Origin of the sequence: Bacillus cereus group sp. Bce019, from assembly GCF_051781745.1 — a bacterium.
GTDB lineage: Bacteria > Bacillota > Bacilli > Bacillales > Bacillaceae_G > Bacillus_A > Bacillus_A cereus.
On the sequence record NZ_JBPWJX010000003.1, the window covers coordinates 35,234 to 57,388 of the forward strand.

The window sequence follows — 22,155 nt, forward strand, 5'->3', positions numbered from 1 at the left end:
TGTGTACACTTTATTTCAATATAATTGGCAAGTAAGAGACGATTGGTTTAAGTGGTGTGAACAACCTTCAGAGGAAGATTTACTTTGCAAACTGGGGGTATGTTAGAAACATTATTTCATATTGTAGATGTAGAGTATAGTTGGATTAGTGCTCTTCAAGGATAAGAAGATAGAGAACCGCAATTTAAAGAGTATCAATCGATTCAAAAAGTGAAAGCGTTATCTGATTTATATAAACGAGAACTTGAAGTTTTTTTGCAGTCATGATCATCTAGTCTAGAATACTAGCACACTTAAAATAAGCCGTATAAAAAGTTAATCATTGGTGCTTTGATTATATAACGTCGGCGAAATAAATAGTGTGAAGGACAGATATTCTAACAAGTATTTTATGTAACGTTCGTATATTTAAATTTCCTTGTAATTAATCGAATTCTAATTTTTTAGAAACGGATAATGAGGTATGGGTGTTGATCTTTTTTATTGAATAAAATGGATTGATTTTTCGGATTTTCATTACAATATAAAAATTTAAATTTTGTTAGTTGTTAAAAAAAGATGAGAAGAAAATAGAAAAAGAGGGCTAATGCCCGCTTTTTCTATTAATTTGGTAATTAATCACAGATTGGTATCCCAAGCACTCTTAGAGCTAATGCCACTTGAAGGGAAATCTCTAATCTAGCAATTTCAATACCAGCTACTGAAAGAACTAAAAAAGGTTGTCCGTTTACAAATACAACACAACTATCCATAGTTAAGCCTCCTTTCTAGTAATCTACTATAGTATATGAGTAGAACTTTAAAGTGTAATAGTTAAATTGTTGGATTTAATAGAATTAATAGATTAACCCATTTAAACTAAACAAACGAATACAACGAAAGGAAACAGAGATGGATGTATGTCTCAAAAAACATAGGTTTTAAGACATGTAATGGGATATGAAATTCATCATATTGGTCAGTTATCTATATGGGCGAGGGAGTTAAACTTGCAACCTGTTTCAGCAAATTTGATTGGAAGAGGATGATAGAATTAAAAACCGACTTGCATCTCAAGCGCAAGTCGGTTCTATATATAAGAAGATTTCTTAATTGAAATCCTCGGATTTTTTCTGACGTATATGTAAAAACATTAAGGTGGTAATGATTAAAAAAATCATTATAGTTTGTATAATTAAATTTTTAAACTGAAGCAATATTGTCCAAGATGTAAGGGCGTCTTTAAAAGCTTGGAGTGCAGAGTACGAGGAAGGATCAAAACCATACTGTAGCAACTTTTTTGTTTCAATAAATGAAATGTTTTCTTCATCTGCATCTAATATTACTGAAATTAGTCTAGTATCTCCAAGTTTTGCTGTACTGACAAAACTATAATTACCGTTAGTTGAAAAACTAGTTTGTAAGCCATCAACACCTTGAAGTTTAATGTTTTCATTAAGGGAATATATCATTTTATTCGTATTGAAAACCTGGGAATCTTTGAAGGTAAATTGGTAAGAGGTTAGTTTCGTAATATTCAATACATCTGGAAAATCTTTTACTAATCGTGCTGCTAGTTTAGCTGCGTCTATCGCTGTTGTAGTTGATTGTTTATTTGTATTATTATTAATTCCAGTAGAGTTTAGAAATGGAGATGGTTGTAATAACTTTAGTTCTTTTGCTTTTTTATTCATTAATACTGTAAAGTTATCTTCATTTCCAGCAATGTGTTCTGCTAGAGCGAGTGCAGAACGATTATTCCCTGCCAGTAGCAATGCATGAAGTAAATCACGAACCGTTGTTTTATCATTCGATGTTACTTGTATAGGGCTTGTTTCTACTCGGAAAACTTCGTTACTTATTTGTACGAAGTCATCTAACTGTATCTTTTTATCATTTAGTTGCTCCAATACGATATATTCTGTCATTAATTTAGATAAAGCAGCTGATTGTACTGGGGTTTCTTCATTTTTTTTGTAAACAATTTCACCTGAATTAGCATTTATTAAAATAGCTGATTTAGCTTGAATAATCGGACCATTTACATAAAGATAAAAATATAAAACGATAAGTGCAGTAATAAAAAAAGATAATAATAAAATAGCGAATTTCTTTAAGAATTGCATAAGCGATCCTCCTATTATGACATCAATAATAGTATTGTAAAAAGGAATGCTTAATTAGGAAGAAAGAAAAGGTAAAGAATTTCTAAAGAATTATAAAGGATTATTAAATTTAGGGTAATTATGGAAAAAGTTCAATTTCTTATATGGTAAGAAATTGAACTTTTTATTTGTAATATTAACATTTGTATGGGAGTAGTTTTACAGTGAATGTTGTTTTTTCGTCATCACTATATACTTCAATTGTTCCTTTATGCAATTCGACTATACTTTTTGCAATTGCTAATCCAAGTCCAGATCCACCAGTGTTTGTAGAGCGAGATTTCTCAACGCGATAAAAACGTTCAAAAATATGAGGTAAATCCGTACTAGGAATAGGTTGTCCGTAATTTGTTATATCAATTGTAATCATATTATTACTTTCATAAGCAGTAAGGTCAATATAGCGACCTTCGCTTCCATAAGCGATAGCGTTTATAATAAGATTTTCAAACACACGCACTAATTTGTCACCATCAGCTAATACCATGAGCTTTTGAGACGGGAAAGAAGGCCGACATTCTATATTAGCTTCTTGAACCTGTATGCGGAATTGAACAGTTAATTGTCCAAGTAACTCTACAATATCAATAGGAACAGAATACAAGCTTAATTCTTTATTTTGAACACGTGTATATTCGAACAAGTCATTCATTAATGCATTAAGACGAGTTACTTTATCGTAAATGACTTGAATATAGTATCGCAATTCCACTTCATCTCTATAATTATCATGATGGATTAAATTTACGTATCCAACTATAGAAGTAAGGGGAGTGCGTAAGTCATGTGATACATTTGTAATAAGTTCACTTTTTGCTTGTTCCGCTTGTCTTTCTTCATCAATTGAGACTTTTAATTGTTCAACAATTTCATTGACCCCGATTGCTAATTCTTCTAGATAATTATGATTTACAATAGAAACTTTATGATTGAAGTTTCCATTTGCAATATAACGAATTTCTTCTATCATTTTTTTTATACAAGTTTCATAATAAAGTTTTTTCTCGTGACGATAAAAAATGTAAAGATAGGATGAAAAAATAGAAAATAAAAACAAATAAGATACAATCATCATCCATAAAGACTCTTTAATCCCTTTATACTTTTCATAACCAAAAATTCGAATGAATTCTTTACCGAGTTCGGTTAGAGTAAGTGAACTTTCAATTACACTCGTAACGAGGCGATAAATAATTAGTTCAGTAATAGGAGTGAGTGTGATAGCTAATAAAAGCCAAAAAATAAGTTTCCATTTAGGAATATCTTTTAATATATCAAATGCTTCATTTCTCAATTTTATAGCCAACTCCCCAAACAGTATGAATAAATTTTTCTCCATTTATTACTGTTTCAAGTTTATCTCGTAAGTTGCTAATATGGACCATTACCGTCTTATTTGAACCATAACCATCTTCATTCCAAACGCGTTCGAAAATTTCTTCTGAACTAAATACTCTTCCTGTATTACTCGCAAGTAAATATAAAATATCGAATTCAATAGAGGTTAGTTTAATGTACTCTCCATTTACTTTAACTGTATGATTATGTTTGTGTATTTCAACAGAGCGAATACGAATAATACCATCTTCATTCTTTTGCGAAGTAGCATTTTGGAAAGAGGATCTTCGTAATAAAGCTTTCACTCTAGCTACTAATTCTAATGGATTGAATGGTTTGATCATATAATCATCAGCACCTGTCATAAGGCCTAATATTTTATCCATATCTTCTGCTTTTGCACTAAGCATTAGAATTGGTACAGTATTATTTTCACGCACTTCCTGACAAACTTCTAATCCGTTTCGTTTTGGCATCATAATATCCAAAATCATAAGGTCAACTTCATATGTAGAAACCTTTTGCAATGCTTCATCGCCATCATAAGCTTTATAAATGTTATAGCCTTCATTTCGCAAATAAACAGCAAGTAATTCAACAATTTCTTTATCATCATCAATAATTAATATATTTTTATTCATTGTGTAGTTCCTTTCCTTACAAATCATCAACATTACTATAATATCAAACATTTATGTACTTGTAGCGATGATTCTGTATAAAATTTCATGTAACGTATTAAAAAGGAGTAAAAAGATTAATAACGAATATAAAATAACAAGGATATTTAGATTCTACATTATAATGAAAGTTAGTTATAAGGGGGATTTTCTATGTTATGTAATGATATATATTCATTTACTCCAACTGGAAAAATAGACAATGATATTAAAGCTTTTCTACTAAAATATAATAAAGAGTTTACATATAAACATTCAATTCGTGTGGCAAATGAGGCAAAAAAGATTGCAGAAAAATTTCACGTAGATAAAGAAAAAGCAGCAATTGCAGGATATTTACATGATATTAGTGGCATTTTTCCAAACGAGGAGCGGATTGCAGTTGCTGAAGAATTTGGTGTAGAAATAGTGGAAGCGGAAAGAAAGTTTCCTATGATTATTCATCAAAAATTATCGAGGGTAATCGCAAAAGAAATATTTAAAGTCGAAGATGAAGAGATTTTAAATGCAATTTGTTGCCATACAACGTTGCGTAAACATACAACGAAGATGGATTTAGTATTATTTGTTGCAGATAAAATAGAATGGGATCAAAAAGGGACACCACCATATTTAATAGAAATAAAAAAAGGATTGGGAAAATCTTTGGAAAAAGCAGCTTTTGTATATATTTCATATTTGTGGGAAAGGAAAGATACATTGAAAGTTATACATCCGTGGCTAGAAGAAGCATATTGGGATTTAAAAGGAATTGTACAGTAGAAAGGACAAGGAAATGCAATTAAAAGAATATATGAATCAAACATTTCCAGGAGTTACATTAGGACCCTACTTATATTCTCAGTGGGAAAATCATTTACATTTTGATTTCGGAAAAGATAAATATCAAATTGTAGAAGGAACCGACGATTTAAATATGGAATACTTTTCTCAACTATATACATATAATAAATTTTTATTTGAAGACATATTTTCAAAAGAAGATGTAGTGTTTGTAGTGACAAATGTTTATAGATTTAAAAAGGAAAACATAAAAACTCCACAGAAAATAAATATATACAATAAATATATTAAGAAAAGAGATTTAAGATTTCATATAAGATAAGAAACGTTACCGTTTTTATTTGAAGATGAAGAAGCAGATTTATCCCGCTATTTGCCGGGCAGTAAGACCCCCCACTGATTAAAGTTTCACTTTATATTGTACATATCAATTTTCTTTTAAATGTCTTGCGGAAGATATTAAATATGAACCGCTGATACAAGCTGCTAATCATGAGGATTTTTCTGATCTGTATCTTCGATTTGGACGAAAAAAAGAAATCTCTTATCCAGATGTATTTCTCATAAATGCAAAGAAAGATATTGTGATGTTTATGTATGATGATAGAGGATGTGAAGTAATTGCGAAGAATAAAGAAATAATACGAGATTCATATAAGAAATACAAAGAATGGATTCCAGATTATGAACGAGAAAGTATAGATAACTTATTTAAATGACAATAGGGGAAGTGAAGCGTGTAATGAAACGTATTGCAATTGTATCTGCATGGGAACCAGAACTGACGTATTTGCATCAACATTATCCAAGTGAACGTGTTGAAAAAAGGGCAGCTTGGGAATTTCATTTTCATACTATTAATGAGCTGGAAATTATATCAGTTGTTACTGGTGTCGGTAAAGTAAGCTGCGCTAGTTGTGTACAATTGTTAATTAGTGAGTTTCAGCCAGATGAGTTGTTTATGACAGGAATATGCGGAAGTTTATCAAACAAGGTGAAAAACGGTCATATTGTAGTCGCACTAAACGCAATACAACATGATGTTACTGCTGCTGGTTCAGGGGAAGATGTTTTTAATTTATATAACGGTAGAACAGCACCTATTGAAACAACAAAATCACTTGTAAGAAGAATAAAAAAAATACGATCGTATGATCCGATACATTTCGGTACATTTTTATCCGGAGATCAACGTATTCGTAGTTCGGAAATGAGATATTTACTCCATACTGTATATGGAGCATTGGCAGTTGATCAAGAAGTAGCAGCTTTCGCCTATGTATGCCAAATAAATAAAAAACCATTTCTCTGTTTAAAAGCTGCTTCAGATCAAGTAAATGATAAAACGAAAGAAGAACAAAAAATCTTTAAAATGCTAGCATGTGAAAGAGCATGTGAGCATTTAATTGCTTTTTTACGTGTTTATGAGGTTAATGTAGTAAATAATAGATAGTTTGTTATAAAACAAATCAATAGTGAGTTATATGTAGGGAAATGTCCGCTCATTTCAAATTAAGAGCTGAAATTTATAATAGATGGAATATATTATATGGGTACACGTTGAGTTTAATATAAGCAGTTGGAGGGCAATTTTATATGATTCAATATAAAAGGTGTAGTGAAGTAAATATTGATTTAGTATATGAAGCTTTTAAAGATGGATTTTCAGATTACATTATTAAGATGGAAGTTTCAAAAGGGGATTTTATACAACGTTTTTTGGGACCAGAAGGTAATTTGCTAGAACATTCTTTTCTTGCTTTAGAAGAAGGCAAACCTGTTGGCGTAATACTAGGTGGTATAAAGGATTATGAAAGTATAAAGACTATGCGCTGTGGAACATTAGCGGTTCATCCTAATTACCGCGGTATTGGTGTAAGTCAAAAATTATTTGAACTGCATAAAGAAGAGGCGATTCAACATGGATGTAAGCAACTTTTTCTCGAAGTCATTGTAGGAAATGACCGAGCGATTCATTTTTATAATAAGTTGGGCTATGAAAAAGTGTACGATCTTTCTTATTATAATTTAAATGATTTGACTAAAATAATGAATAAAGATTGTAAGGATAGTGAAGTAAAACAATTAGAATTTCCAACTTTTAAAGATGAAATTCAGAAATGGTTAAACTTCCATATAAATTGGCAAAATGATATTGATTATATCAAAAAAACAAATAATGTATTTTATGGTGCATATGTCGATAATGACTTAAAAGGCTCTCTATGTGTAAATAAACAAGGTAAAATTAGTTTTATTTTCGTAGACAAAGATTATAGAAATATTGGTGTTGGGATGAAATTATTACAAGTAGCAAGAGAAGAATTAAATTTATCAAGTTTATCAATTGGGTTTCCTAACAATAATTTACTGGAAGGTTTTCTTAAGAAATGTGGATTTGAAAAGAATTCTTTAGCGCAATATGAAATGTATTTATTACTCTAAGAGCGGAAAGATTTATTCTTTTCGCTTTTTATTTTGCTGTTATGTTGGTAAATGCTCCGCAACTATAATTTATAATGAGAGGGATTTTGTTTATCCTTAAGTTATTTTTTAAATTGTCAATTTCATGCTAATAATTTTCTTTGTATAATATTCTAATTTTATGTAGAATAGATACGATGGGAGGGGATGAAATGAATAATGGATTAAAGTTTAAGATTTTTGAATTGCATTGTCTCGTTCAAAAGACTTATTCTGATATTAAAATAGCGTGTGATATTGCTATTTATCAAGAAAACACTTCTAAATATTTAATTTCATTAGGATTTTTAAATAAATCATATATGACTTATATAGAAGCAAAAAGATTCTATCGCGAAAATGAAGAGCTTGTAAGTGTAGAATTTGATAATTTCTTTGATATGTATGATAAATTAGAAAACGAATTAAAACAAGTTATTTCAACTGAAGATAAAAATCCTTCATTGTTACATAGCAGACTTAATCAGTTTCAGCAGAAAGTTGAAAATATAAATGACCTAATAAAAGTATTGCAAAATGCTCGTTAATGAATGCTTTTTTCTGTTTGTATAGAAATTATGTATTAAAAACATTTTAGGGATATTACATATTGAAGAGGTGGCTTTTGTAGATTACAAAAGTCATCTTTTTATGTTAGGAATAGATTGTATACATTTTAGCAGTTTCATATAAATAATAGAAATTTATACGAGGTAAATATCATGGGAAATAAAAAAGAAATAGCTATAGTTGCATTAACAACAGGATTCGTTTTAACAAGTGTAACACCATATGGAGTAGGTCATGCAGAGGAACCTGGTCAAATGCAAGTTGAAATTCAAGAGGATTCGTTCCGTACAGGTGATCTGACACAACCATCAAAAAAGGCACCAGAGAATGTAGTGAAAGATGCACTTAAGGAAAATACGGAGCATGCTTTGTCTCCAAAACAAGTTAGTGCAGAAACAGGAGTAGATTACAAGGTTCTTCAAAAACGTGGTTCTTATGATGGAACTACACTTGTGCGCATGCAACAAATATATGAAGGAAAAGAAGTATATGGCCACCAGTTGACTGCTCACGTAGATAAAAAAGGTATTATTAAAAGCATTTCAGGAGCTAGCGCACAAAATTTAACACAAGAAGATTTAAAGAAACCTATTAATTTATCAAAAGAAGAAGCAAAACAATATATTTATAAAAAGTACGGAAACGATACTAAATTTATTTCTGAGCCAGAAGTTAAGGCAGTTATTTTTGTTGATGAAAATCATGGGCAGGCTAGCAATGCATATCAAGTTACATTTGCTGCTACAACACCAAATTATGTATCTGGAACTTATTTAGTGAATGCTCATAATGGTGAAATGTTAAAAGATATGGTACAAGAATCAAGTTTGAAAATAAGTGAAGAGTATGTTGAATCCGTTAAGGAAAATAAAACTAGCAATTTTACATCATTAACTGGAACAGGAAAAGATGATTTAGGCGTAACTCGTACATTTGGTATTTCTAAACAGACCAGTGGGAATTATGCGCTTGCTGATTACACAAGAGGACAAGGAATTGAGACATATGATGTAAATTATAGAGATATTACAAATGAAGAAAGTTATTATCCTGGTATACTAGCAACTAGTGTTTCAACAACATTTAATGATCCAAAGGCGGTAAGCGCTCATTTCTTAGCAACAAAGGTATACGATTTTTATAAAGAAAAATATAAGCGTAATAGTTTTGATAATAAAGGAAAAAAAGTAGTTTCAGTTGTACATGCATGGGATTCTGGAGGAACAAATGATCCTGAAAATTGGGAGAATGCATTTAGTACTAATATTAATAACATTAGTATGCTTTTATATGGAGATCCCATGGTAAAAGCGTTCGATATAGCCGGTCATGAATTTACACACGCAGTTACATCAAGTGAATCTAACCTTGAATTTTCAGGAGAATCTGGGGCAATTAACGAGGCATTATCTGATATTATGGGAACGGCTATAGAGAAATACATAAATAATGGGGAATTTAACTGGACAATAGGAGAACAAACTGGATCGACTTTTCGTAATATGAAAAATCCAACTGCAATTAATTTTTCAGAAGGACTACCGTATCCGGATGATTATAGTAAATATAATGATTTAAATGGAGAGGATTATGGAGGCGTTCATTTTAACTCAAGTATTATTAATAAAGTTGCGTATTTAATGGCACAAGGTGGTACTCATAACGGTGTAAATGTAAATGGTATTGGTGAAGATAGAATGTTTGATATTTTCTATTATGCAAATACTGATGAATTAAATATGACTTCTAATTTCTCTGAATTGAAATTGGCATGCCTTAAAGTGGCAACTAATAAATATGGAGCGAACTCAATTGAAGTTCAAGCAGTCCAAAATGCTTTTGATGCGGCAAAAATTACAGGAACGGTGAAAGAGAACGAAAAAACAGCAGAAAACCAAGCTCCAGAGTTAACTGTACCGTTTACGATTACACTACGTGTAGGTGATACGTTTGATCCAATGAGAAATGTAAAAGCTGTTGATAAAGAAGATGGTGATTTAACAAATAAAGTAAAGCATAAAGGCGATGTAGATACTTCAAAACTAGGTACATACATTGTGGAATACATGGTTGTTGATTCTCAAGGGCGGAATGCAACGGCAACACAGACTGTAATTGTAGAGGGAAATGGAGAAACATCAGATTTAGAACCTAAATTAACAGTGCCTGTTGGAGCGACAATTCATGTAGGAGATTCATTTGTTCCAATGGCAGAAGTATTAGCTATCGATAAAGAAGACGGTGATCTCACTTCTAAAATCAAAGTTGATGGTGAAGTAGATACAACTAAAGCCGGTACTTACGTATTAACGTACACGGTTACAGATTCTAAAGGTCATGAAGTAACGGCGAAGCAAACTGTAACGGTCAAAGTTAGAGAAGAAGTTAAAAATGATAAACCAATACTAAAAGTACCTGCTACAACTTCAATTACTGAGGGTGATCAATTTGATCCATTGGTAGGGGTATCAGCTACGGATAAAGAGGATGGTGACCTTATTTCTAAAGTAGCGTATGAAGGAACTATAGATACAACTAAAGCTGGGACTTATGAAATAATATATAGTGTTAGAGATTCCGTGGGTAATGAGGTAAATGCAATACAAAAAGTATTAGTGAAAGATAAAGAAACTAGCAAAGCTAATGGCCTTGCTAATAAGGAAAATAAGAGTAATATCTCAAACAACAGTAATAGCGATAAAAAAGAATATACATATAAGGAGCTTCCAAAGACGGGTGTAAGTACAACTAACAGTGCAGCAATCGGCATATTGATGATTATTACAGGCACAGTACTCACTTTTGTTCGCAAATTTAGAAAGATACAAAAATAATAGTAGGGATCATTCGTTTGAAGAAAAGAGTTCATTATTCAAAAGAAATAAAGTAGAAAGTAAGTAAAACAAAATATGGATTTTTTACTTAATAAGATTTTAGTAGTTAAGCGGTGCATTTGGCTTCTATAAAAATTTGTAGTTGAATCATGTTCTGTCTACAAAACTACATTACATAAAAAACACGTTACTATTCTCATTAAAATAAAAGAATGGTAACGTGTTTTTTGGTTTGGAAAAAGCATAAATCCTATAGTTCATGAATCTGGGAGTGCTTCTAATCTGCCATTGATGAGTTACTGAAAACATTTTGTTTTAATGGAAGTTTCACTCTAAATGACAACATGAGATTTCCGATATTTACCAGGTGTTTCATTGGTGAATTTTTTAAAAATTTTAGTGAAATAACTTTGATCGCTAAAATTAAGCGAAGCGCATATGTCTGATAAAGGATAGGTGGTGAAAGTTAATAATTTCTTTGCTTCTTCGATTCGTTCACGTTGAATGTACTCAATTAATGAAATACCGACTTCTTTTTTAAATAATATAGATAAATAATCTGAATTCACATTTGCAAATTTAGCAACTTGTTTAACAGATATTGGATTGTAAATATTTTTAAAAATGTAGTTTTTGCAAATAGCAATAGTCTGTGAATGTTGCTGTGTTTTTTGTGCCTTTACACGGTCTGCAAAGGTACAAAAAGCATTTTTTAATAAATCCCAAACAGATTCTTTGTCTTTTAAATCTTCTGTTCTTTGAATATGTAAATCATAAATTTTGTAAGCAATCCCAGATGGAAGTCCCCCTTTTATCGCATATCTAGTAGCGAGCGTGATGGATGAAATACAAATGTTTTTATGACGTCTTAATTGATGGAATGAAGATAAAGATGAAAGAGTCTCTTGTTGGAATTCGTAATAATATTTGAGTACGGTTTCTTTATCCCCGTGTTCTATAGAACTAAGTAGTTGCTGCTCTATATATAAATTATGATAAATGGATTCGTCTTTTTGCATTGAAATATATACATCTTCGTTTAAGATGCTGCTATGACTTATATGAAGTGAGTCACTGTTATTTGAAAAGGTGCTTACATCTGAATTTTTTTTATAGAGAATGTTATAGAACAATATCGCTATATTTACAAAGAAATTTTGATCTTTGACTGACAATGAAAAATAATGGTCTCTTGTTCTTTTATAATTTGGAATAAAATTAAGGTTACTATCCGCTTTACTTGTAGAAGAATTCACATGTGTCAAGGGCCCAATAATAAGAGTACCGTTCACCATATAATCGCTCTTTATGTGAATTAAAATAAAGTGCCCTAGATATTCGTGAGTTCTGAAGATGGGGGAATTATATGTATCATTTCTCTGAAAAAGCATATGTAACTCTTCTATTTTTGATGTATATAACGAATGTGAATCATTTTTTGATTTAAATTCTAAAAGAATATTTTTGTTACAATCTAAAAAACAAACTGGAATTTCGAAAGATTGAAAAAACATATTGCAAATGTACTCTATCTCAACTAGACTGAGTTTTTTAGTCATATTCTTCCTCCTTACAGTTATGCGTAATAGTTAAATAAACATATATTCCTTTTTCATAAGTAGATACGGAAAACCTTTATCAATAAAAAATATAAATAAAAGTTATAAACTTCTAAGAATAATACCATAATTTAACATGAATAGCACATATTATTTGAATATACAGGTAATAGTTTTGGACAGTAACGTAAAATATGAATCGTCACACTTATTTGTTGGTTATTACTTATATGTATTAAAAAATGATTAAGATTGGATTTTAAATAGGGATAGGAAGTGAGAAATGAATAGATTGACAGTAAGTGAATAGTCGAAATTAGCGGTGAAAGCTATTATGTAACAAATGTAATGATTCTTGAAATAGGGATATACGTGTAATTTAGGGGAGAAAATTACATATATCATGTGGAGAGACAACGTAATAATAGAAGATAAGAAAAGTGAATAAGTGATTGTAAACAATGGATTGTTGGACGACTATGTTTTATGTTATTCGTTTAAATCTGATACTTGGCACACTATTGCTTTTAAGAAGGTAATAGTAATAAAGAGATTTTTAAAATGATAGAAGTAGTAAAGGGGATAAGAGAAATGAAAAAAATATTTAGTGTGCTTTTATTGTTTTTCTTAACATTTTCTACATGGTCTAGTGTATTAGTAAAGGCGGATTCACCATCTAAAGGTACTTTAACGATTCATAAGTATGAACAAGAAAAAGATGGAGCACAGGGACTAGAAGGTGACGGTTCTGCAAATCAAGAGGTGCCAAAAGATGCGAAACCATTAAAAGGTGTAACGTTTGAAGTAAAAAGGGTTGCTTCTTTTGAAAAAATTTCAAACGATGGGAAAATCGTAAAAGAAGACGTGAAACCTGTATTGGGAGCCACTCCAAATCAAGTAGTAACAGATGATAACGGACAAGCTGTATTAAAAGATCTTCCGCTAGGACGTTATGAGGTGAAAGAAGTGGCAGGACCTCCACATGTGAATCTAAATCCCAATACGTATACAGTGGATATTCCATTAACGAATAAAGAGGGTAAGGTGCTAAACTATGATGTTCACATGTATCCAAAAAATGAGATTAAACGTGGTGCAGTGGATTTAATAAAAACTGGTTTAAATGAAAAAGCATTAGCAGGTGCAGTATTCTCTTTATTTAAAAAAGACGGTACAGAAGTGAAAAAAGAGTTAGCAACAGATGCTAATGGTCATATTCGCGTGCAAGGATTGGTGTATGGAGAATACTATTTCCAAGAAACAAAAGCTCCGAAAGGCTATGTAATAGATCCAACTAAACGTGAGTTTTTTGTTAAGAACTCCGGAACAATTAATGAAGATGGAACTATTACTTCTGGTACAGTAGTTAAATTAGAAGTGAAAAACTATGAAGAACCAATAATTGATAAAAAGATTAACGGAAAATTGGAAGCGTTACCAATCAATCCGTTAACTAATTATAATTATGATATTAAAATATTAATTCCAGAAGACATTAAGGAATACAAAAAATATGTGGTAACAGATACTTTGGATAATCGTTTAGTGATTCAAGGAAAGCCAATCGTGAAAATTGATGGAGCAGAAGTAAATGCAAGCATTGTAGAGGTAGCTATAGAAGGTCAAAAAGTAACAGCTACAGTAAAAGATTTCACAAAATTAGATGGTAAAAAAGAATTTCATTTGCAAATTAAATCTCAAGTAAAAGAAGGAGTACCATCTGGTTCGGAAATTTTAAATACAGCAAAAATTGATTTTACAAATAAAAATGACGTAATTGGAAAAAAGGAATCTAAACCTGTAGTTGTTGTTCCGACAACTGGAATAATTGAGTTAACAAAAATTGATGGTGCTAATAAGAATAAATTAAAAGGTGCAGAGTTTGTACTTAAAGATAAAAATGGAAAAATAGTTGTTGTAGCAGGAAAAGAAGTAACAGGTGTATCAGATGAAAATGGTGTTATTAAATGGTCTAACATTCCATATGGAGACTATCAAATTTTTGAAACGAAAGCACCAACATATACAAAAGAAGATGGTACAAAAGCTTCTTATCAATTATTAAAAGATCCCATTGATGTAAAGATTAGCGAAAATAATCAAACGGTTAAATTAACGATTGAAAATAATAAAAGTGGATGGGTTCTTCCGGTAACGGGTGGCATAGGAACGACTCTTTTTACTGTAATAGGCCTTACGTTAATGGTTACAGCGGCATTTGTTTTCTTTAGAAAAAAGTTTGCTAATAATTAAGATTTTAGAAACATGTAACTATGGGAAAAGGGGAGAAGCAAAATGCTTCCCTCTTTTCGATATTTAAGCATATACAGAGGTGGAAATATGAAACGAAATCTTGTTTTGGGAGGTATTTTTTTATTTGGATTAGGTGTTTTTTTATATCCTACTATTAGTAATTGGTTGGCGACTCGTGCACATTATTCTGAGATTAGCTCTTACGATAAGAAGATCAAAGCGCTACAAAAGAAAGAAGTCGAACGTAGGGAAAAAGAAGCAGCCGAATATAATAAACAAGTTCACACTTCCACGAAAACATTTACTGATCCATTTTCTGAAAAAAAAAGTAATCATCAAGCATATGCTGATGCGTTAAATTTAGGAGATGTAATGGGGTATATTGAAATATCCAAAATTAATATAAAACTGCCAATCTATCAAGGGACATCTGAGGAAGTATTGAGCCGCGGGATAGGTCATTTAGATTTTTCTTCGCTCCCGATAGGTGGAGAAAATACGCACACTATTTTAACAGGGCATCGTGGTTTACCATCAGCAAAATTATTTACAGATTTAGATAAGTTGAGCGAAGGAGATCTTTTTTATATTCATTCTTTAGACAAAGTTCTTGCTTATAAAGTAGATCAAATTAAAGTAGTGTTACCACACGAAACGGACGATCTACAAATTGTAGAAAATAAAGATTATACAACTTTAATTACGTGTACGCCTTATGGAGTAAACACCAATAGATTGCTAGTTCGAGGTGTGCGTGTTGAGTTAAACGAGAAAGAAAAACAAAAAGTGAGTACAGAGATATTTATATTTAATAAGTGGACTGTAATAGTTCCAATCCTATTGTTATGTGTGTTTCTAGTCGTAATTTATAAGAAAAGGTTTACTCGATAGAATGTATGTATTTATCCTGCATTAATGGGAAGTGGGACCGTAAATTCAGAGATAAGTAAAGAAGGTATATAGGGGATTGAAGTAAATCATCATTAATAAAAATTTCATTTTATTCGACTATAGAAAAAATACGGTAAAGGTGGGAACAAAGGAATTGAGGCTACGATTAAAGCTGGTAAGTATTCATTTTATTGTTTTGTTAATGTTAAGTGTAAGTTTTGTCATATATGTACCAAAAGAAGTATATGGATCCACGACAAACTTAGAAGGTCTAGGTGATATATCGCGCTATAATGCTGTTGTCTTTGGTAACCATAAAGCAATAGGTGGCGACATTGAAGGAGCAATTGCAGTTCAAGGTGATATGGATGCATCGGGGTATACAATTGTAGGTGCTGCAGCGGGAACATCTAATATAGTAGGTGAAAAATGGGTTGATGAGGGATATCCGTCCTTGTTATTGTCTGGAAAATTTAAGAAATCAAGAGAAGAATCTTTTATCATTCAAAACGGAATAGTCGTAATGACAAAAGAGAGTGATCCAGATCGCATCATACAATCCTCTTATGATCGTATCGTTTATAAAGAAAAACTAGAAATTGATGCGAAATTTAATGAATTTCGCAATATAGTGAACCAAGTCAGTAAAAATGCAGGTCAATATAAAACAAATACCCCAATTCCAAATATGAGTCATGGAATCGGAAAAGATATAAACAATCCTAATATTTATGTTTCATCAGAATTGACAGGGAAAATTAATTTAGATATAAGAGATGTATTTTTACCGAGTGCTAAGGACAAAGATTTTATTGTTATGTATTCGGATGCAACAGAGGTTACATTTAAAAATGGGGCTATTCTATATGACACGAACAATATTGGAAGGGCTACGGATATAATTCCTACATCACAACCATATTCTTCTAATTCCCCGTTTACTGAGCTATACGGGAAAGTGATTTGGGTTTTTCCAAATGCGAAAAAAATTACAACAGAGGGATATGGTGTCGTTGGGAGTGTGTTTGCCCCAAATGCTGTATTAGAAACAAAAGGCGGCTCGATTAACGGACAAGCATTTGTCGGCGCTGTACAACAAACTGGTGGATTTGAATTTCACAATTTCAAATTTAACTGGCAACATTGGAACAAGCCTAGTACTGGAAAAGTAAAAATAAAAAAAGTTGATAGTAATAATGATAATAAAAAATTGGTGGGAGCAAAGTTTCATATAGAAGATTCAAAAGGAAAAATAGTTGGAGAACTAGTAACAAATGAAGAAGGAGAAGTAATATCAAAAGACTTAGCAATAGGAAACTATACCTTAGTGGAAGTAGAAGCACCTAAAGGTTACGAATTATTAAAAGAAAAAATAACTGTAAAAGTAGAAAAAGATGCAGTAGTAGAAATTAAAATAGGAAATAAGAAATTACCAGATCCGACTGGACAATTTGAAATTGAGAAAGTTGATGATATGGATAGTGAATTAAAGCTAAAAGGCGCTGTATTTCAAGTGTTAGATAAAGAAGGGAAAGAAGTTAGTAGATTAATAACGGATGAAAAAGGAAAGGTGATTTCCAACCAATTAGCAATTGGAAAGTATACGATTAAAGAAATAAAAGCACCGAACGGATACATGTTACTTAGGGATCCAATAGAAATAGAAATTACAGAAGCAGTAAAGACACAAAAAATAACAGTGAAAAATGCGAAGAATAATTGGGTAATTCCTAATACTGGTGGGAGCGGAACAACAATTTTTTACGTAATTGGTATTATGCTAATGTTTGCTGTGCTATATTTCTGTAAGAAAAATCGTATATTATGAACTAATTTTATAGAGTTAGACAGATCGTTACGTTAGAGAGTTTTTAGGACATGAGTTCGGTATTGTACTGGACTCATGGTACTAAATTTGTTAAAGGAGGAAGGATAATAGTAAACATAGAATATATTAATGAATTAAAATATTTAAGAGGTGAACATGGTGGCAATAAAACAAGACGAAATTAAAGTAGTTGTCGGAGCTGGAGTGTTTAATAATAATCCAGGTTGGATTCAAACGCAAGAAGATGAACTTAACTTACTAGATAAAGCTACGTGGGAAGAAAGATTTGAATACAACTCTATTTCAGCTATTTTAGCTGAGCATGTATGGGAACACCTTACTTTTGAAGAAGGTGTAAGAGCAGCTGAAATTTGTTATGAATTTTTAAAACCATCTGGTCATATTCGGTGCGGAGTCCCTGATGCATTCTTTCAGGATGAGGCATATCAAAATATAGTTCAAATAGGGGGCCCCGGTCCGAAAGATCATCCAGCAGCAAGTCATAAAATCGTTCATAATTATATAACATTAACGAAAATGTTTGAAACTGCTGGATTCGAGGTAGTTTTACTTGAATATTGTGATGAAAATGGTCGGTTTTATTACAACGAATGGGATGCAAACGACGGTGTTATTTTCCGTTCGAAAAGGTATGATTCTAGAAATAAAGGCGATAAACTTGGTTTTCCATCGCTAATTGTCGATGCGATTAAGCGCTAATCATTCAACAAAAAAAGGAGTTAATCCTATGATTTCATAAGTCGCAAATGCGTCTTTTTTTATTTGTACGTAAATCTATATTTAATTTTCAATATTATATAACTCGATTTAGAAAATATTTAAGTTTTTCTCAGCACCATTCACTTTAAATTAACACTTCGTTGTTATAAATATTTATTTTATATTTATATTCGTGTAAAATGAAGTGAGAACATACATTCTATATAAGGAGGCAATCAAAATGATAGCTGAAATTGGGAAACTAACTGATGGATATATTGTAAAATTTGAACGCGAATTTCCATATACGGTAGAGGAAGTTTGGTCTGTATTAACAGAAAACAGTAAGCTGAAAAAATGGATGTCCAATTTACAGATTGAAAGCCTTAAAACTGGTGGAATAATAAAGTTCGACATGATGGACGGTTCATTCATAAACATTGATATTTTAGAGTGTAAACTAAACTCAGTACTTGAATTTACTTGGGATAAAGACCGTGTCCGATTTGAAATACATAAAGAGGAGAATGGTACTTTGTTACTTCTTAAAGAGTACATTCATGAATTAACAGATCATACACCGAGAGATATAGCTGGTTGGCATATTTGTTTAAATCTTTTTTCTTACGTTTTAAAAGGAGAAGAGAAAGGATTTTCTAAAGATGAATGGCAACAATGGTTTGAAATATACAAGGATAAGATTCATGAAGTGAGAGGATAATTGCATAATAGGTAATATTCATTATGTAATTATTATATTGTAAAAATGCTTTTGTGAATAAATAAGAATAGAGGTTAATATGAAAGTAAATCAATTAATTGCTAATAACATAAATAAATTAGATGCAACTATACCGTTTAATAAATCGTTTGGAATTGCTGGTTTATCTGGATCGGGTAAAACAACTTTTTGCCAAACAATTGGTGAAGAATCAAAAAAACGATTAGTTTCTTTATTACCAAAGGCTGAATATCAATATTTATTTCCTAACATTATGGAAACAAATTTTAGTGCCATTAAGATGGAAGAAATGCCTTTAGTACTTTTTCTAGGAAAATCATCGATTTCGTCTAATCCGCGTTCAACGATTGGTACTCATACTGGTGTTTTTACAGAGGTTCGGGAAAAACTTGCTGAAGTATTTAATCTTTCTCCAGAGGTCTTTTCATTTAATAATCAATTAGGCTGGTGTACTGGTTGTAAAGGCCGTGGTACTACAAAAAATGTTGAGTGTAAAAAATGTAAGGGAAAACGTTATGGTGAAGAAATTGAACAACATGAAATTGATTTGTTGGCCAAGCCACATTCAATTTCAAATATTAATGATTTAAGTGTTGAATCTATTCTTTCACTAGCAAAAGAATTAAATATTAGTGAAGAAAAACAGCATATACTGCAAAATATTATTAATATGAACATTGGTTATTTAACATTAAATCGAATTATGGGTACGTTGTCAGGTGGAGAGTTAACACGACTTTATTTGGCTGAATTCATGGCAGTAAGTGAAAATGCTGTAATTATTATTGATGAGATTTCAGTTGGACTTGATCATGAAACATTATTACAAATTTTAGAAGAGATAAAACGATTAGGGTGTAAAAATCAAATTTGGCTTATTGATCATTCAGATACGGTACTAGATACAACTGATGAGCAATTGTTCTTTGGACCTGGTAGCGGAAAATATGGCGGGAAAATTGTGAAAGAATCACCAAGACCAAAGTCAATACTGTGGGATCGAAATAAAGAAATACCAACAGAATATTATACATTCTATGATTTATATTGCCGTAATATCCAAATGGAGGAGTTTCAAATTCCTAAAAACAGGCTTGTAACGGTTACAGGAGAATCAGGATGTGGGAAATCTACACTTGTCAATGAATGTCTAGCTACAGATTTCTTGAAAAGATATCCAAAAGATAAATTAGTTATGGTGGGACAAGACCGAAATCAATCAATTACAAGTCGATCAACTGTAGCAACTTTCCTAGATATTAAAAAGAAACTAACAAAGTATAGTGAAGACATTGATGATATTTTTGAGCGCTCGATTGAGGATATTATTGATGAACTTCCAAATGAAGATATCGCTTATAAACGTTTGAGCCTACTAATTAAATTAGGACTTGGCTATTTAACATTAGAGAGAAAAACACAAACATTATCGACAGGTGAGTTTCAATGTGTTCATTTAGTTTCGGAATTATTTGCAAACACTAGAAATCCACATACATTATTCATTTTTGATGAGCCTTCAAAAGGTTTATCACAAAATATTTTAAATCAATTTATCGATAGTATTAGAGGTATTCTGCAAGATGAATCAGTTTCTATCATTATGATTGAGCATAATCGTTACATGTTAGAAAGCTCTGATTATATAGTTGATTTTGGAAAAAGGCAGAATGAATCTGTAGAGCATTTGGATGTTGTTAATCATGAGGATTACTATCGTCAAAAAAGTAATGTGAATAGCACAGAGAAAATAAATATCTCTTCAATGCTTAAGCAGAAAAAAGGAGTTCACTATTTAGAAGAAAATCATATTAACTATTTTAAAAATGCCGAAAATGTTTATAAGGGCGGTATTTTAAAAAGTTTATCATCAATGGCTAGGTTAATTTATGGTGAATATGAATCTGATACAATCGCACCTGTTATTGCTATTGATCTTGAAAGACATTTATATAGTCAATATAGTTTCTTATATGAGATTGGTGGATTAATTAATCATATTGTAGCTGCTCATCCAATTAATAAAGATACGAGAAGTTTTGATTTCTATTCACAGGACAATCATTGTCCATCTTGTTCTGGACGTCTTCAAATTGAAGTTTTTGATAAAGATATTGCCATTCAAGATAAAAGTGTTCCATTTTGGGATGGGCTATTCGATCCAGAAATCATGAAGGTATTAAAGTTTTATCAGCATGAAAAAATAGAATTTCTATTCGAAGAAATAAAAAATGAGCTTGGTCACGATTTGTCAAAGAGCTATAATGATATGTCAGAAGAAGAAAAGCATACGTTTTGGTACGGATATTTTGAAAAATCATTTTATGATAAAAAAGGAAAGACACGCAGAACATGGGTAGGGTTTAATACAATTATTGGTGGATATATTGTTATTTCAAAAGCACCTATTAAAGAAGAAATTAAGAGTTCAAAAAAAATGATGAAATGTCCAATTTGTGAGGGGACGGTTTTAAATCATCATAAGCCACTTAAATTTGGTAACGTAGATATTCGTGAAATAATCAATCAGCCTATTAATAAAGTATTGAAAACAGTTGGTGATTTACCGGCACTTGTTAAATTGAAGTCTATTGTTGGTGGCGATATGGTATTGACGGAAGATGTTTCTTTATTGCCAAGAAAAGCACAAGTTGCATTGAAAATGTTTGAATTAGAACAAGCAAGCTTTTCAAACTATGAAATGGTGTTACAAAATGTCTTACCATTCTGGAGTGAAATAAAAGGAAATATCGAATCCATTAGTGTTAATAATCAAGTAACTGTTTGTGATTTCCCTAATGTTTATGAAACGAGAGAAACCATTATAGATAAGTATTTCACAAATGGTAAATATAAAAAACTTACGTATGTATACGAAGCGTTTGGATACAAAAAATTAGTTACCCAAATTAATAAAATTAAAAAGAGTAATCCATGTCCATTTTGTAAAGGTAAGAAAGTGATAACCGAAGATAATCTACATGATGGTGTCTTTAAACTAACAATTCCATGTGTAACTTGTAATGCAAGTGGTATTAATGACGAAGGGTTAAAAGAAGTTGTTGAGGGCGTGGATGTACAAACGTGGTTAACTGGAAAAGTAAGTGATGTTGTGAATGAAAGCTTATTAACAGAAGCTGTTGGACAAATACCAATTTTTAATCGCATACGTGAGTTGGATAAACGAGATATGATAGCGGTTTATGAATGTCTTGAGAAAAATAACTAGTGATGGATTGTCAATTGCAGTAGTCATAAAAACAGGAATATAGGTTTTTAATTATATAAATATAACATGTTAAATTGTTATTTAAATCGTTAAAAATAGTTGACCCTCACACAATGTCATT

The 22,155-nt window shown here is 31.3% G+C and carries 16 protein-coding genes and 3 pseudogenes; 14 read left to right on the forward strand and 5 right to left on the reverse strand.

What is annotated here, in order from left to right:
• Position 1: 1 nt before the first annotated feature.
• A pseudogene (locus ACS2QP_RS06365) lies at positions 2-261 on the forward strand (DinB family protein); the annotation flags it as partial.
• A 353-nt stretch (positions 262-614) separates the two neighbouring features.
• Here the strand turns inward: ACS2QP_RS06365 and ACS2QP_RS06370 are convergent.
• Positions 615-752, reverse strand: a complete 138-nt coding sequence (locus ACS2QP_RS06370) for a DUF3956 domain-containing protein (RefSeq protein WP_000376554.1) — start codon at positions 750-752, stop codon at positions 615-617.
• 183 nt (positions 753-935) lie between these two features.
• Here ACS2QP_RS06370 and ACS2QP_RS06375 point away from each other — a divergent pair.
• Positions 936-1,028: pseudogene (locus tag ACS2QP_RS06375) on the forward strand (DinB family protein); the annotation flags it as partial.
• Between the two features lie 60 nt (positions 1,029-1,088).
• On the opposite strand, the gene ACS2QP_RS06380 reads toward ACS2QP_RS06375, so the two are convergent.
• The 3 genes from ACS2QP_RS06380 to ACS2QP_RS06390 all read right to left on the reverse strand — a co-directional run bounded on the left by ACS2QP_RS06380 (position 1,089) and on the right by ACS2QP_RS06390 (position 4,123).
• Positions 1,089-2,105, reverse strand: coding sequence for a D-alanyl-D-alanine carboxypeptidase family protein (locus ACS2QP_RS06380; RefSeq protein ID WP_001160045.1), 1,017 nt, complete (start codon positions 2,103-2,105; stop codon positions 1,089-1,091).
• 175 nt (positions 2,106-2,280) lie between these two features.
• Positions 2,281-3,438, reverse strand: a complete 1,158-nt coding sequence (locus ACS2QP_RS06385) for a sensor histidine kinase (protein ID WP_001243312.1) — start codon at positions 3,436-3,438, stop codon at positions 2,281-2,283.
• Positions 3,428-4,123: a response regulator transcription factor gene (locus ACS2QP_RS06390; protein ID WP_001038807.1), complete on the reverse strand. Its 696-nt coding sequence runs from the start codon at positions 4,121-4,123 to the stop codon at positions 3,428-3,430. The genes ACS2QP_RS06385 and ACS2QP_RS06390 overlap by 11 nt, the downstream gene beginning before the upstream one ends.
• A 192-nt stretch (positions 4,124-4,315) precedes the next feature.
• Between ACS2QP_RS06390 and yqeK the strand changes: the two genes are divergently transcribed.
• From yqeK to ACS2QP_RS06420, 6 genes and pseudogenes are all read left to right on the forward strand, one after another.
• Positions 4,316-4,924, forward strand: coding sequence for a bis(5'-nucleosyl)-tetraphosphatase (symmetrical) YqeK (gene yqeK, locus ACS2QP_RS06395; protein WP_438882237.1), 609 nt, complete (start codon positions 4,316-4,318; stop codon positions 4,922-4,924).
• A 13-nt stretch (positions 4,925-4,937) separates the two neighbouring features.
• Positions 4,938-5,664, forward strand: a pseudogene (locus ACS2QP_RS06400) (DUF3885 domain-containing protein).
• Positions 5,661-6,398 carry a phosphorylase family protein gene (locus tag ACS2QP_RS06405; protein WP_438882238.1) on the forward strand — a complete coding sequence of 246 codons (738 nt, stop codon included), beginning with the start codon at positions 5,661-5,663 and terminating at the stop codon, positions 6,396-6,398. The pseudogene ACS2QP_RS06400 and the gene ACS2QP_RS06405 overlap by 4 nt, the downstream one beginning before the upstream one ends.
• Before the next feature lie 143 nt (positions 6,399-6,541).
• Entirely contained in the window at positions 6,542-7,390 is an 849-nt protein-coding gene (locus ACS2QP_RS06410) for a GNAT family N-acetyltransferase (RefSeq protein ID WP_332283185.1), read from the forward strand.
• A gap of 191 nt (positions 7,391-7,581) precedes the next feature.
• Complete coding sequence (locus tag ACS2QP_RS06415; protein ID WP_332283183.1) at positions 7,582-7,956, forward strand: hypothetical protein; 375 nt, start codon at positions 7,582-7,584, stop codon at positions 7,954-7,956.
• 174 nt (positions 7,957-8,130) lie between these two features.
• Positions 8,131-10,812, forward strand: a complete 2,682-nt coding sequence (locus ACS2QP_RS06420) for a M4 family metallopeptidase (protein ID WP_438882239.1) — start codon at positions 8,131-8,133, stop codon at positions 10,810-10,812.
• A gap of 332 nt (positions 10,813-11,144) precedes the next feature.
• On the opposite strand, the gene ACS2QP_RS06425 is transcribed toward ACS2QP_RS06420, so the two are convergent.
• A complete protein-coding gene (locus tag ACS2QP_RS06425; protein WP_438882240.1) occupies positions 11,145-12,371 on the reverse strand; it encodes a helix-turn-helix transcriptional regulator in 1,227 nt (408 codons plus the stop codon).
• 591 nt (positions 12,372-12,962) lie between these two features.
• Between ACS2QP_RS06425 and ACS2QP_RS06430 the strand changes: the two genes are divergently transcribed.
• The 6 genes from ACS2QP_RS06430 to ACS2QP_RS06455 all read left to right on the forward strand — a co-directional run bounded on the left by ACS2QP_RS06430 (position 12,963) and on the right by ACS2QP_RS06455 (position 22,034).
• Positions 12,963-14,624, forward strand: a complete 1,662-nt coding sequence (locus tag ACS2QP_RS06430) for a SpaA isopeptide-forming pilin-related protein (RefSeq protein WP_438882241.1) — start codon at positions 12,963-12,965, stop codon at positions 14,622-14,624.
• Positions 14,625-14,711: 87 nt separating this feature from the next.
• Complete coding sequence (locus ACS2QP_RS06435) at positions 14,712-15,515, forward strand: class C sortase (protein ID WP_103622070.1); 804 nt, start codon at positions 14,712-14,714, stop codon at positions 15,513-15,515.
• A 154-nt stretch (positions 15,516-15,669) separates the two neighbouring features.
• Positions 15,670-17,343 (forward strand): SpaA isopeptide-forming pilin-related protein, encoded by a 1,674-nt coding sequence (locus ACS2QP_RS06440; protein WP_438882242.1) that lies wholly within the window; start codon positions 15,670-15,672, stop codon positions 17,341-17,343.
• Between the two features lie 156 nt (positions 17,344-17,499).
• Positions 17,500-18,063 carry a class I SAM-dependent methyltransferase gene (locus tag ACS2QP_RS06445; protein WP_000225721.1) on the forward strand — a complete coding sequence of 188 codons (564 nt, stop codon included), beginning with the start codon at positions 17,500-17,502 and terminating at the stop codon, positions 18,061-18,063.
• 241 nt (positions 18,064-18,304) lie between these two features.
• Positions 18,305-18,784: an SRPBCC family protein gene (locus ACS2QP_RS06450; RefSeq protein ID WP_078421660.1), complete on the forward strand. Its 480-nt coding sequence runs from the start codon at positions 18,305-18,307 to the stop codon at positions 18,782-18,784.
• A gap of 79 nt (positions 18,785-18,863) precedes the next feature.
• Entirely contained in the window at positions 18,864-22,034 is a 3,171-nt protein-coding gene (locus ACS2QP_RS06455; RefSeq protein WP_438882243.1) for an ATP-binding cassette domain-containing protein, read from the forward strand.
• Positions 22,035-22,155 lie beyond the last annotated feature (121 nt).